Annotated in this window: 16 protein-coding genes and 1 pseudogene; 6 read left to right on the forward strand and 11 right to left on the reverse strand. The window is 69.3% G+C overall.

The window, feature by feature from the left end; genetic code table 11:
- Positions 1-8 precede the first annotated feature (8 nt).
- From hpnC to ACZ3IC_RS20780, 8 genes are all read right to left on the reverse strand, one after another.
- Positions 9-929 carry a squalene synthase HpnC gene (gene hpnC, locus ACZ3IC_RS20745; protein ID WP_467418038.1) on the reverse strand — a complete coding sequence of 307 codons (921 nt, stop codon included), beginning with the start codon at positions 927-929 and terminating at the stop codon, positions 9-11.
- A gap of 444 nt (positions 930-1,373) precedes the next feature.
- Positions 1,374-2,159: an ABC transporter ATP-binding protein gene (locus ACZ3IC_RS20750; protein ID WP_467418040.1), complete on the reverse strand. Its 786-nt coding sequence runs from the start codon at positions 2,157-2,159 to the stop codon at positions 1,374-1,376.
- Positions 2,152-3,084 (reverse strand): ABC transporter permease, encoded by a 933-nt coding sequence (locus ACZ3IC_RS20755; protein ID WP_467418042.1) that lies wholly within the window; start codon positions 3,082-3,084, stop codon positions 2,152-2,154. The genes ACZ3IC_RS20750 and ACZ3IC_RS20755 overlap by 8 nt, the downstream gene beginning before the upstream one ends.
- Before the next feature lie 107 nt (positions 3,085-3,191).
- Positions 3,192-4,064 (reverse strand): glycosyltransferase family 2 protein, encoded by an 873-nt coding sequence (locus ACZ3IC_RS20760; protein WP_467418165.1) that lies wholly within the window; start codon positions 4,062-4,064, stop codon positions 3,192-3,194.
- Positions 4,065-4,072: 8 nt separating this feature from the next.
- A complete protein-coding gene (locus tag ACZ3IC_RS20765; protein WP_467418044.1) occupies positions 4,073-4,852 on the reverse strand; it encodes a CDP-alcohol phosphatidyltransferase family protein in 780 nt (259 codons plus the stop codon).
- Positions 4,830-5,891, reverse strand: coding sequence for an iron-containing alcohol dehydrogenase family protein (locus tag ACZ3IC_RS20770; RefSeq protein ID WP_467418045.1), 1,062 nt, complete (start codon positions 5,889-5,891; stop codon positions 4,830-4,832). Before ACZ3IC_RS20770 ends, ACZ3IC_RS20765 begins: the two co-directional genes overlap by 23 nt.
- Complete coding sequence (locus tag ACZ3IC_RS20775) at positions 5,879-6,631, reverse strand: phosphocholine cytidylyltransferase family protein (protein ID WP_467418046.1); 753 nt, start codon at positions 6,629-6,631, stop codon at positions 5,879-5,881. The genes ACZ3IC_RS20770 and ACZ3IC_RS20775 overlap by 13 nt, the downstream gene beginning before the upstream one ends.
- Positions 6,628-8,412 carry a DUF5941 domain-containing protein gene (locus tag ACZ3IC_RS20780; protein WP_467418048.1) on the reverse strand — a complete coding sequence of 595 codons (1,785 nt, stop codon included), beginning with the start codon at positions 8,410-8,412 and terminating at the stop codon, positions 6,628-6,630. Before ACZ3IC_RS20780 ends, ACZ3IC_RS20775 begins: the two co-directional genes overlap by 4 nt.
- Before the next feature lie 275 nt (positions 8,413-8,687).
- On the opposite strand from ACZ3IC_RS20780, the gene galE reads away from it, so the two are divergent.
- The 4 genes and pseudogenes from galE (at position 8,688) to idi (ending at position 12,410) form a co-directional block, all read left to right on the forward strand.
- Positions 8,688-9,668 carry a UDP-glucose 4-epimerase GalE gene (gene galE, locus ACZ3IC_RS20785; protein ID WP_467418049.1) on the forward strand — a complete coding sequence of 327 codons (981 nt, stop codon included), beginning with the start codon at positions 8,688-8,690 and terminating at the stop codon, positions 9,666-9,668.
- A 166-nt stretch (positions 9,669-9,834) separates the two neighbouring features.
- Positions 9,835-10,776 (forward strand): cation diffusion facilitator family transporter, encoded by a 942-nt coding sequence (locus ACZ3IC_RS20790; RefSeq protein ID WP_467418051.1) that lies wholly within the window; start codon positions 9,835-9,837, stop codon positions 10,774-10,776.
- Between the two features lie 368 nt (positions 10,777-11,144).
- Positions 11,145-11,669, forward strand: a pseudogene (locus ACZ3IC_RS20795) (GNAT family N-acetyltransferase); the annotation flags it as partial.
- A gap of 147 nt (positions 11,670-11,816) precedes the next feature.
- A complete protein-coding gene (gene idi, locus ACZ3IC_RS20800) occupies positions 11,817-12,410 on the forward strand; it encodes an isopentenyl-diphosphate Delta-isomerase (protein WP_467418052.1) in 594 nt (197 codons plus the stop codon).
- Positions 12,411-12,443: 33 nt separating this feature from the next.
- Here idi and ACZ3IC_RS20805 read toward each other — a convergent pair whose 3' ends face one another.
- Complete coding sequence (locus ACZ3IC_RS20805; RefSeq protein ID WP_467418054.1) at positions 12,444-12,899, reverse strand: ATP-binding protein; 456 nt, start codon at positions 12,897-12,899, stop codon at positions 12,444-12,446.
- Positions 12,900-13,033: 134 nt separating this feature from the next.
- A complete protein-coding gene (locus ACZ3IC_RS20810; RefSeq protein ID WP_467418056.1) occupies positions 13,034-13,663 on the reverse strand; it encodes an HdeD family acid-resistance protein in 630 nt (209 codons plus the stop codon).
- 80 nt (positions 13,664-13,743) lie between these two features.
- On the opposite strand from ACZ3IC_RS20810, the gene ACZ3IC_RS20815 reads away from it, so the two are divergent.
- Positions 13,744-14,505, forward strand: a complete 762-nt coding sequence (locus ACZ3IC_RS20815; protein ID WP_467418057.1) for an enoyl-CoA hydratase/isomerase family protein — start codon at positions 13,744-13,746, stop codon at positions 14,503-14,505.
- Here ACZ3IC_RS20815 and ACZ3IC_RS20820 read toward each other — a convergent pair.
- Positions 14,480-14,635: a hypothetical protein gene (locus ACZ3IC_RS20820; RefSeq protein WP_467418176.1), complete on the reverse strand. Its 156-nt coding sequence runs from the start codon at positions 14,633-14,635 to the stop codon at positions 14,480-14,482. The genes ACZ3IC_RS20815 and ACZ3IC_RS20820 overlap by 26 nt on opposite strands.
- A 63-nt stretch (positions 14,636-14,698) precedes the next feature.
- Between ACZ3IC_RS20820 and ACZ3IC_RS20825 the strand changes: the two genes are divergently transcribed.
- On the forward strand, positions 14,699-15,562 hold the full coding sequence (locus ACZ3IC_RS20825) for an SCO6745 family protein (protein WP_467418058.1): 864 nt from the start codon (positions 14,699-14,701) through the stop codon (positions 15,560-15,562).
- The last annotated feature ends 20 nt before the right edge of the window (positions 15,563-15,582 follow it).

Genomic DNA, 15,582 nt, shown 5'->3' on the forward strand with positions numbered 1-15,582 from the left:
GGTCAGGCTCACCCCTCTCTACGCGCTCTTCGCAAGACAACTCCCACTTCGCGCAGCAGGCTGGGCTTGGTGGGCTTGGGCGGTCCGGGCAGTACGTCGAACCCGGTGGCCGCGATCGCGGTGAGGGCGGCACGCCCCCCTCCCACGAATCCGGCGAGAAGCAGCTTGAGCCTGCCGTGGACGCTACTCACCAGAGGGGTGCCTTCATCCAGCAGTTCCCGAGCGCGTTCCGCTTCGTACGCAACCAGTGACCGCACCGATGCGCCCCCCGCGGGGGCGGCCAGATCGGTTTCACGGACATGGAACCGTGCCATGTCGTCGGCGGGCAGGTAGATCCGGTCGCGGCCGAGGTCCTCGGTGACGTCCTGGAGGTGCTCGACGATCTGCAGGGCCGTGCAGACGGCGTCGGAGCGGCGGATGCGTTCAGGGCTGGCGGTTCCGGTGATCTGCAGGACCAGACGACCCACGGGATTGGCGGAGAGCTCGCAGTAGGCGGCGAGCTCCTCGTAGGTCCCGTAGCGGCGGACCTTCTGGTCCTGCCGGTTCGCCTCGATGAGGCCGAGGAAGGGCTCGGGGGTGAGCGCGCAGCGCCGCACGGTGGGGCGCAGCGCGCGCAGCAGGGGGTGGTGCGGGCCGTCGCCCGTGGTGTCGAAGACCCGGTGCAGATCAGCCTCGAAGGCATCGAGCATGGCGAGCCGGTCCTCGGTCTGCGCGGGGTCGAGACCGAGGTGGCGGGCGTCCTCGCCACCGGGGGCGAGATCGCCGTCGCCGATGTCGTCGACCAGGCGGGCGTAGCCGTAGACGGCCATCAGGTCGTCGCGCCAGGCGCGCGGCAGAAAGAAGGGAGCTACGGGGAAATTCTCGTCCGCCGCCTTGTCGAGGGTGCTGGGCACGGCGGCATCGGGATGCGCCTGCCGGGTACGGGTCACCTCGGACCGCCCGGCGCTGGGACGGCGTGAGCACCTCGGAGCTGGAGATTTTCCGTCATTGCCGTCACATCTCCCGTTCTACACTGCTGACCCAAAACATCCCATTCCGGACACGCCGCCCGCTCTACCGAGTGCGGAGGACGCCTACAGGCCGTATGGCCAGGCGGTATCGCCCCACTTGCAACGAATCAGCACTGGTACAGCTTACGTTGTACAACCCTCATCGATACGTCGGGGTGTTACCCGCAGAAGAACAATGCACCCTGCCCCGCCAACCTTCCCCGCGCGCAAGGAAATTGACGTCATCCGACGGGAGGAGATCTTGTGCAGGGCATGCCGCCGGCGCGATGGGCGCCGCGGGAGTCCACGATCCGAGCACCGAGGCGGCCTCCGCCGGAGAGTTCCGGCGGAGGCCGCCTCGGTGCCACGGGACCGGGAGATCGACTATTTGCCGGTCTCGCGCTCGTACGCCTTGAGGACCTCGTCCGTCGGACCGTCCATCAGCAGCTCGCCCTTCTCCAGCCACAGCACCCGGTCGCAGGTGTCCCTGATGGACTTGTTGCTGTGGCTGACCAGGAAGACGGTGCCCGCTTCCTTGCGGAGCTCCCTGATGCGCTTCTCGGAGCGGATCTGGAACTTGCGGTCACCGGTGGCCAGCGCCTCGTCGATCATGAGGACGTCATGGTTCTTCGCGGCGGCGATGGAGAAACGCAGACGGGCGGCCATGCCGGAGGAGTACGTCCGCATCGGCAGCGTGATGAAGTCGCCCTTCTCGTTGATGCCGGAGAAGTCGACGATGTCCTGGTAGCGCTCGCGGATCTCCTCGCGCGACATACCCATCGCGAGGCCGCCGAGCACCACATTGCGCTCGCCGGTCAGATCGCTCATCAGCGCCGCGTTCACGCCGAGCAGCGACGGCTGGCCGTCGGTGTACACCTTGCCGTGCTCGGTCGGCAGCAGTCCGGCGATGGCCCGCAGCAGGGTCGACTTGCCGGAGCCGTTGGTCCCGATGAGGCCGATGGCCTCGCCGCGGTAGGCGGTGAAGGAGACACCACGGACGGCGTGGACCTTCCGCACCCCGCGCGGCTCGCCCTTGCCGCGGCGCAGTATCCGGCTCAGCGCAGCGGTGGCGCTGCCCCTGCCTCCGCCAGCGCCATTGACGCGGTACACGATGTGCACATCGTCGGCGATGACGGTGGGGACACGCCCCGGAGTGTTGTCGTCAGCCACGGCCGTACCGTTCCTCTGCCTTCCAGAAGTACACAAAGCCCACAACGCCGACGAGGACCGCCCAGGCGAGCGCCACGATCCAGACATGCGCCGGCAGGTTCTCCGAGCCGTACCCGTCGATCAGCGCGAAGCGGATCAAGTCCATGTAGACGGCCGCCGGGTTGTACTGCAGCACGTCGGTGATCCAGTCCGGCTTGTCCTCGAGCATCACGGGGATGGAGAACATGACGCCCGACGCGTACATCCAGGTCCGCATGACGAACGGCATCAGCTGGGCGAGGTCGGGGGTCTTGCTGCCGAGCCTGGCCATGATCAGTGCCAGGCCGGTGTTGAACAGGAACTGCATGGCCAGCGCCGGGATGATCAGCAGCCAGGAGAGAGTCGGATAGCTGCCGAAGGCTACGGCTACGATCGCGAGCACGATCATCGAGAACAACAGCTGCTGAAGCTGCTGGAGCGCGAACGAGATGGGCAACGAGGCACGCGGGAAGTGCAGCGCCCGGACCAGTCCCAGGTTGCCCGAGATGGACCGCACACCGGCCATCACCGAGCTCTGGGTGAAGGTGAAGACAAAGACGCCGGTCACCAGGAACGGGATGAAGACCTCCTGGGTCATTCCCTTCCTGGTGCCCAGGATCAGCCCGAAGATCAGGTAATAGACCAGAGCGTTGAGCAGCGGGGTGGCCACCTGCCACAGCTGGCCGAGTTTCGCCTGGCTGTACTGGGCGGTCAGCTTCGCTCTGGAGAACGCCATGATGAAGTGGCGGCGGCCCCAGAGCTGCCGGACGTACTCGAAGAGCCCTGGCCGGGCGCCGCTCACCGTCAGGCCGTACTTGGCGGCCAGCTCGGCCGAGCTCAGGCCGCCGTCGGCGGATGATGGGGTGCTCAGTGCGACCGCACCATCATGGGGGGTTGTGTCACTCACCAGATGAAACTCTCGTATTCAAGATGCGCAGCCACTCGCGGGCGCGGCTCGGAGCGGACAGGTCCCGTGGAGAAAACGTACGTTCCATGCTCTCAGAGGAGAGCTTCTCAGATCACGGGAGGTCGGCCGAGTCTGGTCAGCCGCCATACTGTGCGCCACTTCATCGGACGGCGGGTTCCGCACGGCGTGGACCAGCCTTCCCGGAAGCCTCCGAACCAAGCCTTCAGGGCCGGCCCGGAGGGCTTGCGCAGCAGGGTCAGCAGCAGCCACACACCGAGGTAGACAGGGACCAGCGGCACGGGCAGATTGCGCCGGGCCAACCAGACCCGGTTGCGGGCCACCATGCGGTGGTACACCGCGTGCCGCGACGGGGCGGTCGTCGGATGGTTGAGGACCATGTCCGCGCGGTAGTCGATCATCCAGCCGGCGTCCAGTGCCCGCCAGGCGAGATCGGTCTCCTCGTGCGCGTAGAAGAACTGGCCGGGCAGCGGCCCCGCCTCGGCGATGACCTTGGTGCGTACGGCATTGGCGCCGCCGAGGAAGGTCGTCACGCGCGAGGAGCGCATCGGGTCGGAGGCACGCAGCCGCGGCACGTGGCGGCGCTGGGTGACACCGGTGTCGGGGTCGGCGATACGGAAGCTGATGATGCCCAGCTCCGGGTCGGCCTCGAACGCCTGCCGGCACAGCTCTGCGGTGTCGGTGAGCGGCAGCAGTCCGTCGTCGTCGAGGAAGAGCAGGGCGTCCACATCGGCGCCGGACGGGCCGAAGGCCTCGATCCCGACGTTGCGTCCACCGGGGATGCCGAGGTTCTCGGGCAGCTCGATGGTCCGCACACCCGCGGGGACGTCCGGTACGGGGGCGCCGTTGCCGACGACCACCACCTCGATCCGGTCGCCGTCCTGCTCGGCGACCGAATCGAGGAGGGCGCGCAGCTCTTCGGGGCGGTTGCCCATCGTGATGATGACCGCACCGAGCTTCATGGGGGTACTCACTTCAGCCTGCTCGACGCCAGGATCGACACGAGGTGCAGGAGGGTCTGCAGCAGCGCGATGCCGGCCAGGACCGCGACCATGAGACGGCTGAAGAACAGATCGTCCCTGACCGCATCGAGGACGGCCGCCACCAGGATGACGAAGGACGCCTCGACGCCGAGGATCAGCCGGTGGAACTTGAGCGCCCCGGCGGCCCGGCGGGCGAGTGCCATGCCGGACGAGCGCGGCTCCGACGCGGCCTCCTGGACCGGCGGCAGCCCGCCCTGGTGGCGTGCGACCCCGACCAGATCGGTCTCGGCCTTGATCAGAATGGCGCCGAGGGCAGCGAGAGTGCCCAGGAAGGCCCAGAGCCAGTCGATCCGTCCGGAGCCCCACAGGTCGGCGGCGCGCAGGCCGAAGCCGACCAGCACGGCCGCGTCGCACAGGTACGCGCCCACCCGGTCCAGGTAGACACCGCCCAGGGAGAACTGCTTCTTCCAGCGGGCCACTTCGCCATCGACGCAGTCGAGCAGGAGGTAGAGCTGGACCATGAAGACCCCGAGCAGTGCACCGGGAATGCCAGGCACGAGCAGGGCCGGCGCGGAGAGCACACCAGCGACCGTCATCAGGTAGGTCAGCTGGTTGGGGGTGACCTTGGTGTTCACCAGGTGGCGGTCCACACGCAGCGAGAGCTCGCGCATGTAGAGCCGACCAGCCCAGTGCTCGCCGCTACGCCGGTCCTTCACACCCGGAGGGTGCACGACCGGACGGAGTTCAGCTATGGATGGCTTCTGCATAGTCGGCGTACGCGTCCCTGATCTGGTCGGTGGACAGGTTGAGGTGTTCCAGGATCGTGAAGCGTCCCGGACGGGTCTGCGGGGCGTAGTCGACGGCCCGGACGAACTCGTCGGCGGTGAAACCGATGTCTTCGGGCAGGACGGGCAGACCGTGGCGGCGCAGGGTGAGCGCCATGAGCAGCGACTCCTCGCGCGCACCACGCAGATGCATGGCGAAGCAGGCGCCGAGGCCGACCTGCTCTCCGTGGCTGGCCGCACGCTTGGGGTACAGCAGATCGAAGCCGTGGTTGATCTCGTGGCAGGCACCCGAGGCCGGCCGGGAATCCCCGGCGACCGACATGGAGATACCGGTCAGCACGAGGCCTTCGGCCAGCACCTTGAGGAAGGCGTCGTCGCCGATCCCACCGGGGTGGCGCAGCACCGCCTCGCCGGCCTGCCGGGCCATGGCCGCCGCGAGCCCGTCGATCTCCTCGCCCTTGACCTCGTGGGCGAGTTCCCAGTCGGCCACGCAGGAGATGTTGGAGACCGCGTCACCGATGCCGGAACGCACGAAGCGGGCCGGTGCCTCGCGGACGATGTCGAGGTCGATGACGACGGCGATCGGGGTGGGGACTCCGTAGGAGCCCCGGCCGTTGTCGTTGTCCAGTGTCGCGACCGGAGAGCAGAGACCGTCGTGGGCGAGGTTCGTCGCCACCGCGACCATGGGCAGGCCGACACGCGCCGCGGCGTACTTCGCCACGTCGACGATCTTGCCGCCGCCGAGGCCGACCACGGCGTCGTACCGGTTGCCCTTGATTTCGTCGGCGAGCTTGACGGCCGAGTCGAGGGTGCCGTCGGTGACCGGGTACCAGTGGGCGCCGGGCAGCGCGGGGGCCAGCCGCTCGCGCAGCCCACGCCCCGAACCGTCGCTGATCGCGACGGCGAGCTTGCCGGAGGCGGAGATCCGCTGGTCGGCGAGGAGACCGGCCAGATCGTCCAGGGCGCCGCGACGGATGTCGACGACGACGGGCGACGGGATGAGCCGGGTCAGTACTGGCACGCGATCTCACGGCCCTTCGCGAGGTCGTCGTGGTTGTCGATCTCGACCCACGCCACTTCGCCGATGGGGGCCACGTCGATGGTGAAGCCGCGGTTCACGAGCTCCTGGTAGCCGTCCTCGTAGTAGAGGTCGGGGTCACGCTGAAACGTCGCCTTCAGGGCGTCGGCGAGCTCCGCGGCGGCCTCCGGCTCGATGAGGGTGACACCGATGTACTCACCGGTCGCGGTCGCCGGGTCCATCAGCTTGGTGATGCGTCGCACACCCTTGTCGCCCTCGGTGACGACCTTCATCTCCTCGTCGGCGAGGTGCTTCACCGTGTCGAGGGCGAGGATGATCTTCTGGCCGTTGCCCCGGGCGGCGAGCAGGGTCTTCTCCACGGAGACGGGGTGGACGGTGTCGCCGTTGGCCAGGATGACGCCGCGCGTCAGGACGTCACGGGCGCACCACAGGGAGTAGGCGTTGTTCCACTCCTCGGCCTTGTCGTTGTCGATCAGGGTGAGGGTCACGCCGTACTTCGCCTCGAGCTCGGCCTTGCGGTCGTACACGGCTTCCTTGCGGTACCCGACGACGACGGCGACCTCGGTGAGGCCGATCTCCGCGAAGTTCGCCAGCGTCAGGTCCAGGACCGTCTTCGCGGCACCGTCCTGTTCAGGACCCACAGGCACGAGAGCCTTCGGAAGCGTGTCGGTGTAGGGGCGCAGACGCCGTCCTGCACCGGCTGCCAGTACGAGGCCGATCATGCGGGTTCTCCTTCGTCGTGTACGGCGGGTGCTCCGGAGGACACCCAGAAGCGGATGGACTCCACGAGCACCACCAGTGCCACAGCCACCGCGAGAGCGGTGAGTGCCACGGTGAACGCTGAATGCTGAGCGAATACGGCGGCGAGTACGGCCACCACCAGGGTGCGGCCCTCGTGCCCACCGATCGTGCGTACCAGCCATTGGGGCGGCGCGCCGGTACCGCCGCGAATGCGGTACACGGTGTCGTAGTGATGGTAGGCGACGGCCGAGACCAGTCCGAAGGCTGCGGGAAGGGCTCCCGCGACATCGCTGCGGGCGGCGAGAACGAGGATGGTGCAGTACTCCGCCGCCCTGAATATCGGGGGTACGAGCCAGTCGAGGGCGCCCTTGAGCGGGCGGGCCACGGCTATCCCCGAGCAGATCGCGTAGAACACTGCGGCGAAGATCATCTGCTTGCTGCCGAACGGCTGCTGCAGAGCGGCGGCGATCAGTGCCCCCGCGCCGACGAGCGCGGTCACCGGTGCGCTCCAGGCGCCCCTGATCCGGGGGCCCCGTGCCGCGACGATCTGGGCGACGGGACCGGAGTCGGCGAGGTCGGCGAGTGCCCGGGCGGCACGGTCGGTGCGCTCCGCCTTGCGGGTCAGTGAACGCAGCAGGCGGCCGGCGGTGGTGTAGCAGGCGGCAAAGGCGCAGCCGATGAGCAGTGCACAGAAGACGATCCGGGGTGTGGTCACCGCGGTCAGCACCGCGATCATCGCCCAGCGCTCGCCAATCGGCAGCACTATCATCCGGCGCAGCCAGACCGTCCAGCCGACGCTGTCGAGCCTGTCGGAGAGGGCTGCGGTGGGGCTCGAATTGGCCACCGCGTCATGGTTCGCCTCGTTGAACGAGAAATCGATGACATGGCGGCAGGCCTGGAGCACCATCGCGCCGAGGGCCAGGGCCCATACGTCGTCACCGCCGCGGGCGGCGCCGAGCGCGAGGCCCGCGTAGTACGCGTACTCCTTGGCCCGGTCGAAGGTGGCGTCCAGCCAGGCGCCCATCGTCGAGTACTGGAGCGAGTACCGGGCGAGCTGCCCGTCGGCGCAGTCCAGGACGAAGGAGAAGAGCAGCAGCAGTCCGGCGGCGATGTAGCCGCCGCGGGTACCGGTCGCCGCGCTGCCCGCCGCGATCAGCGCGGTGAGCAGGGATGCGGTGGTGACCTGGTTCGGGGTGAGGCCGCGGCGCGCGCACCAGCGGGCGATGTAGCGGGAGTACGGGCTGATGAAGAACGTGGTGAAGAAGCCGTCATGGGCCTTCACCGCGCTGCGCAGCCGCACCGACTCGTCATCGACCGCGGCAACGGCGCTCTGCGCGGTGGTGCGCGCCGCGTCGTCCACCGGCACGGCGGCGACCAGGGAGCCGAGCTCGGGGCGCTGCACAGCGGTGCCCTCGGCGTCCATGGTGACGGCGAGGCGGCCCGGCACGGTGCGGTCGGCGACCGGCGCCTCGGACGCGACCGGGCCGGTGGGGACGCCCGCGCCGACTGCGGCGGCGGTGGCGCTCAGGGCCCGGACGAGCGCGGAGCGTGCCTGAGGCTGCGCGGTGAGCGCACCGGGCACGGTGGCAGCGGGGAAGCGCGGGTCGGTCAGTCCGAGCCGGAGGGCATGGACATGGCCGACGAAACGGGGGTCGACCAGTGCGACGCGGCGGTCGGCGGGGACGGTCGAGAGCAGCTGTGCTGCCTCGGACACATCGGCGGCGCTCTGTACGTCGAAGCCCAGTGACCGCAGATCGTCCACGAGCGACGATCCGGGTACCGGCGCACCGGTGAGGATGGCGGTCGACAGACGAACTCACTCCTTGGTGCTGACGGGGGTCGGCGCGCGACAGTGCGGCCCACAAGCGGGCCGGCGGCATGTCGGCAGAGGCTATCGGATGAACGGAAGCGGGAGTTCACTGCCCGTTTGTGCTCCGTTCGGGGTGGACCGGCATCATGCGGCGCCGTCCGCGATCATCATCGTCGATCCCCGCCTCAGCTGCCAAAACGCGATGGCGTGGACCTAGGCTGACCCGCATGACATGGCTGATCACAGGCGGAGCGGGATATATCGGTGCACACGTGGTGCGGTCCATGGCTGGTACCGGTGAGCGGGTGGTCGTGCTCGATGACCTTTCGACCGGTTTCGCCGAGCGGCTCCCGGCCGATGTGCCGCTGGTCCGGGGCTCGACCGCCGACCGTGCGCTGCTGGACCGGGTACTGGACCGGTATGCCGTGACGGGTGTGGTGCATCTCGCAGCGAAGAAGCAGGTCGGCGAGTCCGTCGAGAAGCCGCTGCTGTACTACCGGGAGAACGTGGCCGGGCTGACCGTCCTCCTGGAGGCCGTCGTCGCCGCCGGTGTGCGACGCTTCCTGCTCTCGTCCTCGGCCGCGGTGTACGGCGTACCGGATGTGGAACTCATCACCGAGGACACTCCCTGCGTCCCGATCAATCCGTACGGTGAGACGAAGCTCGCCGGGGAGTGGCTGGTCCGGGCGACCGGAAGGGCGCACTCCCTGTCCACCGGCTGTCTGCGCTACTTCAACGTGGCCGGCGCGGCCGCGCCGGAATTGTCGGACACGGGCGTCTTCAATGTGATTCCGATGTTCTTCGACCGGCTGACCCGCGGCGAGCCTCCCCGGATCTTCGGTGCCGACTATCCGACACCCGACGGCACCTGTATCCGCGACTACATCCATGTCGCGGACCTCGCCGACGCGCATCTCGCCGTCGCCCGGAAGCTGGCCGGGCAGGGCGCCGGGGACCTGACGGTGAACATCGGCCGCGGCGAGGGCGTCTCGGTGCGTGAGCTCGCCGATCTGGTGGGCGAGATCAGCGGCCGCCCGATTGGGCCCGAGGTCCACGCGCGCCGCCCCGGCGATGCGGCGAAGGCCGTCGCGTCCGCCGCCCGGATGTCCGAGGAGCTGGGCTGGACGGCCCGGCGCGGGGTACGCGAAATGGTCGAGTCGGCCTGGGAAGGCTGGCGCCTGCATCATCCCGAGACAGTCGGCAACTGAGCCATCTGTGATCGCCACGGCGCCCTGACCTGCGGACATTTCCGCAGGTCAGGGCATATGACAACGGTGTTCAGTACCGTGTTGCCCGATACCCCCCACCCGTAGTTCACTGGCATTGCTCGGGCTGATCGCGTCCGAGCCCGCGAGACGACCGGGAGGCGTCCCCATGGGGGCAGGGCACGACCACGGGCACACACACGGCGGGCCGCCGCCCACCGGCACGGCAGCCGCCGCGTACAAGGGACGGCTCCGGATCGCGCTGTGCATCACACTCACCGTGATGGCCATGGAGATCGTCGGCGGACTGCTCTCCGGCTCCCTCGCCCTGATCGCCGACGCGGCCCATATGGCGACCGACGCCCTGGGGCTGGGCATGGCGCTGCTGGCGATCCACTTCGCCAACCGCCCTGCCGGGCTCAACCGCACCTTCGGTTTCGCCCGCGCCGAGATCCTCGCTGCCCTGGCCAACTGTCTGCTGCTGCTCGGCGTGGGCGGCTTTCTGCTCTTCGAGGCGATCGAGCGCTTCATCACCCCGGCCGAGACCAGGGGCGGGCTGACGATCGCCTTCGCCCTGGTCGGCATGATCGCCAACATGGTCTCCCTGTCGCTGCTGATCCGCGGGCAGAAGGACAGCCTCAATGTGCGCGGCGCCTATCTGGAGGTGCTCGCGGACACGCTCGGCTCGTTCGCCGTGCTGATCTCGGCAGGAATCATCCTGGCCACCGGCTGGCAGGCCGCCGACCCGATCGCCTCGCTGGTGATCGGCCTGATGATCGTCCCCCGTACGGTGAAGCTGTTCAGGGAAACGATCAATGTGCTGCTGGAAGCGGCGCCCAAGGGCATCGACATGGGTGAGGTGCGGGCCCACATCACCGCATTGCCCGGGGTGCTGGACGTCCATGATCTGCATGCCTGGACGATCACGTCGGGGATGCCGGTGCTCTCCGCCCATGTGGTGGTGCGCCAGGACATGCTCGACTCGATCGGTCACGAGAAGCTGCTCCATGAACTGCAGGGCTGCCTCGGGGTCCACTTCGACGTGGAGCACTGCACATTCCAGCTGGAGCCGAGCGGCCACGCCGAGCACGAGGCCAAGCTCTGCCACTGAACTGCCGTTCAGGAGAGCCGTGTAGGGTGTTCGGCGAGGCGTATGAGCCTCCCCGTGTCCGCGAGAGGAGCTGAGGTCGATGACCGTCGCGACGGCGCCTGCCCGGCGCAGCATCCGGTCCTTCCTCATCTCCCGGGTTCTCGGCTAGCACCCCGGCTCGCACCGGGTCGACACGTTGGCCGGAGCCCTCGCACACAAGGGTTCCCACGTTGACCGACAATGATCACGCCGTCCGTTTTGAGGCGTTCTTCTCGCTGCATCACACCCTGCCCCAGCGGAGCCCAGGCTCCGATGCCACCACCCGGCAGCTGCTGGAGCTCTCCGGCCCTTTGCCGCGCCGTCCGCGCGTGCTGGATCTGGGCTGCGGACTGCGCCCCGCCGACCCCCGCTGGACAACCCGGGCGGAGACGGCGGCTGACGTGGCGGCCGTGCGCACGGTCAACGCTGCCGCGTTCCCGACGCCGGACGAAGCCGCTCTCGTCGACGCGCTGCGCGCCGATCCGGCGGCCTGGCTGCCCGGCCTCGGACACGTCGCGCTGGACGGCCCCGACGGGGACATCGCGGCGTACGCGCTGCTGACCCGGTGCCGGGTCGGGGACGCGCCGGCTCTCGCGCTGGCCCCGGTGGCGACGGCCCCGGACCGGCAGCGGCAGGGTGCCGGGCAGGCCGTGGTGCGGTCCGTGCTCGACGCGGCCCGGCTGCAGGGCGAATCGCTCGTCCTGGTGCTCGGCCATCCCGGGTACTACCCGAAGTTCGGTTTCGTACCGGCGTCCCGGTTCGGCATCCGGCCGGGCTTCGACGTGCCGGACGCATCGATGATGGCTCTGGTGCTCGACGACTCCGTGCCGGTGCCGCGGGGCACGATCCGTTACCCGGCGGCTTTCGGCGTCTGACGTGCCGTCCGGCCCCGCCGCACCCCGTGGTGCTGCGGGGCCGGACATGCCAGGACCCGAAGTGCGGACAAGCGGCTTTTGTACGGCAGACTTGAGCAGACTCGACGGGACCGGCGCACGAGGCCGGGACCATAGCGAAGGATGGGTATGCCGACCACACCAGCCACCGCGGCGAACAGCTCGTCGAACGGCACAGCAGAAGCGATCATGCTCGAACTGGTCGATGAAAACGGCACCACCATCGGTACGGCGGAGAAGCTCTCCGCCCATCAGCCACCCGGTCAACTCCACCGGGCCTTCTCGGTGTTCCTCTTCGACGAGCAGGGCAGGATGCTGCTGCAGCGCCGCGCGCTCGGCAAGTACCACTCCCCCGGTGTCTGGTCGAACACCTGCTGCGGCCACCCCTACCCGGGTGAGGCGCCCTTCGCCGCCGCAGCCCGGCGTACGTACGAGGAGCTGGGGGTCTCGCCCTCCCTGCTGGCCGAGGCGGGCACGGTCCGCTACAACCACCCCGACCCGGCCTCCGGTCTGGTGGAGCAGGAGTTCAATCATCTCTTCGTGGGAATGGCGCAGGAGCAACCGGCCCCGGACCCGGAGGAGGTCGGCGAGACCGCGTTCGTGACGGCCGATGAGCTTGCGGAACGGCATGCGCGGGCGCCGTTCTCGGCCTGGTTCATGACGGTGCTGGATGCCGCCCGGCCGGCCATCAGGGAGCTGACCGGACCGTCCGCCGGCTGGTGACGGACCGACGGCACCGGGAGCCTCGGCAGGTGGTCAGGGCTGCGGGCTCAGCGGCAGCGCCGCCCAGATGATCTTTCCGCCGCCTGCGGTGTGCTCCACATCGCAGGCGCCGCCGGCTTCCCGGGTGATCTCCCGGACCAGCAGCAGGCCGCGCCCGCCGGTCTGCGCGTAGTCCGTCTCCAGGGCCGTCGGCCGGTAGGGGTGGTTGTCCTCCACGGACACCCTGACCCATGCGGCACCGACGGCCACCTCGACGGCGAGCTCCGGCGAGAGCAGCGCCGCGTGCTTCACGGCATTGGTGACCAGCTCGGAGACGATGAGCAGCAGGCCCTCGGCGATGTCGTCGTCCATCGGCACGCCCTGGCGGTTCAGCAGATCACGTACGGCGTGCCTGGCCTGCGGTACGGAGACGTCCACAGCCGGGGCGGTGAACCGCCAGACTCCCTCGTACGACACGGGCCGGGCGGGGACACTCCCGCGGCTCTCCATAGTCCGGTACCCGCTCTCGACTCGGTGGGGACTGCACGTCGAGTACAGAGTGCGGGGCATAGTCGGTCCGGTCCGTGCTACTGAATAAAAATCGACTTTTATCGACAGGATTTGACCGGACCAGCACGAACGCTTCAGTTCTCGGACCGGTCCTGATCCTCCCCGGTGGGCGTGTCCGGCAGCTCCCCGGTCGCCTGTTGATCCGAGACCATGGAGACGATACGGCGGCCGCCGACCCCGATCGCGATCAGGCCGAGCCCGTCGAAGAGCAGCGCCAGCGAGAAGAAGAGGCCGAGTACGTAGAGGCTGCTGTGCGGCCAGTCGAAGAGCACCAGCAGCCCCAGCAGCAGGCCGAAGGCTCCTTGCACCAGCGTCCAGCCGAACTGCGGCCCACGCACCACGACACTGCCCACCAGCCGGAACACCCCACCGGTCAGGAAGAGCAGTGCGGCGAACATGGTCAGCGCCTCGGCCGTGCCGTGCGGATGGCGGATGACGACGACTCCGGCGGCGATGTTCAGCGCGGCCACCACGACGGCGAGCCAGAAGAAGTTGGTTCCGCGGGATTCGATGGCGTGGAGCAGTCCCACGAGGCCGCCGATCAGCAGCAGCCAGCCGAAGAGGAGCATCGAGGTGAGCGTCGCGACGCCGGTGTAGACGAGTCCGACGAGACCGGCCAGGACGAGAAGGGCGCCGAGCAGGGCCAGCCAGCCGAAACTGCGGCTCAGCTTCTTGCCCTCGGCTTCGGGATCGGTGTCGGCCACGGGAAGCTCCTCACGGTGCGTGCCTGTTCGGCGACCCCTTCTTGATCATAGGTTCGAACCGTACGGATAGCATCCGGCGCATGGACCGTACGGAACCCCGGCTGGAGCACACCGTCGCGGACGGTGTCGCCACTGTCGTCATCAGCAACCCCGCCAAACGCAACGCGATGACAGCCGCGATGTGGAGCGCGCTGCCCGGTCTGCTGGAGCGGCTGGCCGCCGACCCGGCGGTCCGGGTGCTGGTGCTCACGGGCGCCGGGGACACCTTCTGCGCCGGAGCGGACATCTCCTCGCTCCGCGATCCGGCGGGCGATCCGCAGGCGCTCGCTGTGGCTGCTGAGGAGGCGTTGGCCGCGTTCCCCCGGCCGACGCTCGCGGCGATCCGCGGCTACTGCGTGGGGGGCGGCAGCCAGCTCGCGACCGCCTGCGATCTGCGGTTCGCCGAGGAGGGTGCGTCGTTCGGCGTGACACCGGCCAAGCTCGGGATCGTGTACGCCGCGTCGTCGACCCGGCGGCTGGTGGCGCTGACCGGCCCGGCCACGGCAAAGCATCTGCTCTTCTCCGGCGAGCTGATCGACACCGCGCGGGCGCTGCGGACCGGTCTGGTGGACGAGGTGCTGCCGGCCGGTGAGCTGGACAAGCGGGTCGATTCGTACGTACGGACTGTGGCGGCGCGCTCGCGGCTGACCCAGGCGGCGGCGAAGGAGTTCGCCACGGGGCGCGAGGACCGGGACGCGTACTGGGCGGAGCAGGCGCGCCGCAGCGGCGACACCGCGGAGGGTGTCGCCGCGTTTCTGGAGCGGCGCGCACCGTGCTTCACCTGGCCGGCAGGGCCGCGCTGACCTGCGTCTGCTGAAGGAGGAAGCGGCTCTCGGTGCGGAACTCCTCGACCAGTGCCGCCGGGGCCTTCGCCGGTGAGCCCGCGTCGTACGGCGGCTGCGGATCGTACTCGGTCAGCAGTTGTACGGCCATGGCGCGCAATTGGATGTCGTCCCGGGCTTACGAGACGTACCGACCAGTCGGTAACCTTCCGGTATGAGCACTCTGCCACCGCGCGCCGGACGCCGCTGCCACAACGCCATCAACCCGCTGCACTCGACGGTCTACTTCTCCCCCGACCTCGGCAAGGAGCTCGCGGAGCTCGGCATCGAGGACTCGAACGCCGCCTACTTCGTCGCGCGCGGGGCGGCACTGGGCGCCGTCGGCCCCGGCACGGTCACGGCGGCCTTCTACAACTTCAACCACGACCTCATCGCCCGGCACCTGCCCGCCGTGTGGTCGATCACCTCGCCGCAGGCGGTCCTGGACGCCCGGCTGCGCGCCGCCGACTCCACGCTGCGCCGGCTGCTGGGCGAGGAGATCATCGCCTCACCCGAACTGGCCGAGGCTGCCGGGCTGGCGCTGCGTGCCGCCGAGGCGTGCACCCGACACGCCCGGCCGCTCTACGCCGCCCATGCCGATCTTCCGGTGCCCGAGCAGCCGCATCTGGCGTACTGGCACGCCGGCACGCTGCTGCGCGAGCACCGCGGCGACGGCCATCTCGCCGCTCTCCTCGCCGCCGGTCTCGACCCAGTGGAGGCCCTGGTCAGCCATACCGCGACCGGCAAGGGAATGTCCCCGCGCTGGGTCCTGACCACCCGCGGCTGGCGCCGCAGCGACTGGGAGGAGGCAACCGAGCGACTGCGTGGGCGTGGACTCCTGGACGGTGAGGGCGAGTTGACGGAGGCGGGCGTCGCACTGCGGGAGGATCTGGAGGACGCCACGGACCGGATGGACCGGGCCCCCTACGAGCATCTGGGTGAGGAGGGCGTGGCGCGGCTGACCGAGCTGGCGCGCGGCTTCCTGCTCACGGCGGCCTCGGCGGGTGCCTTCCCTGCCGACCTGATCGGCAAGGGCTGAGTGCGCCGACCGGCGGGCAA

Source organism: Streptomyces sp. NPDC002958, from assembly GCF_055563255.1.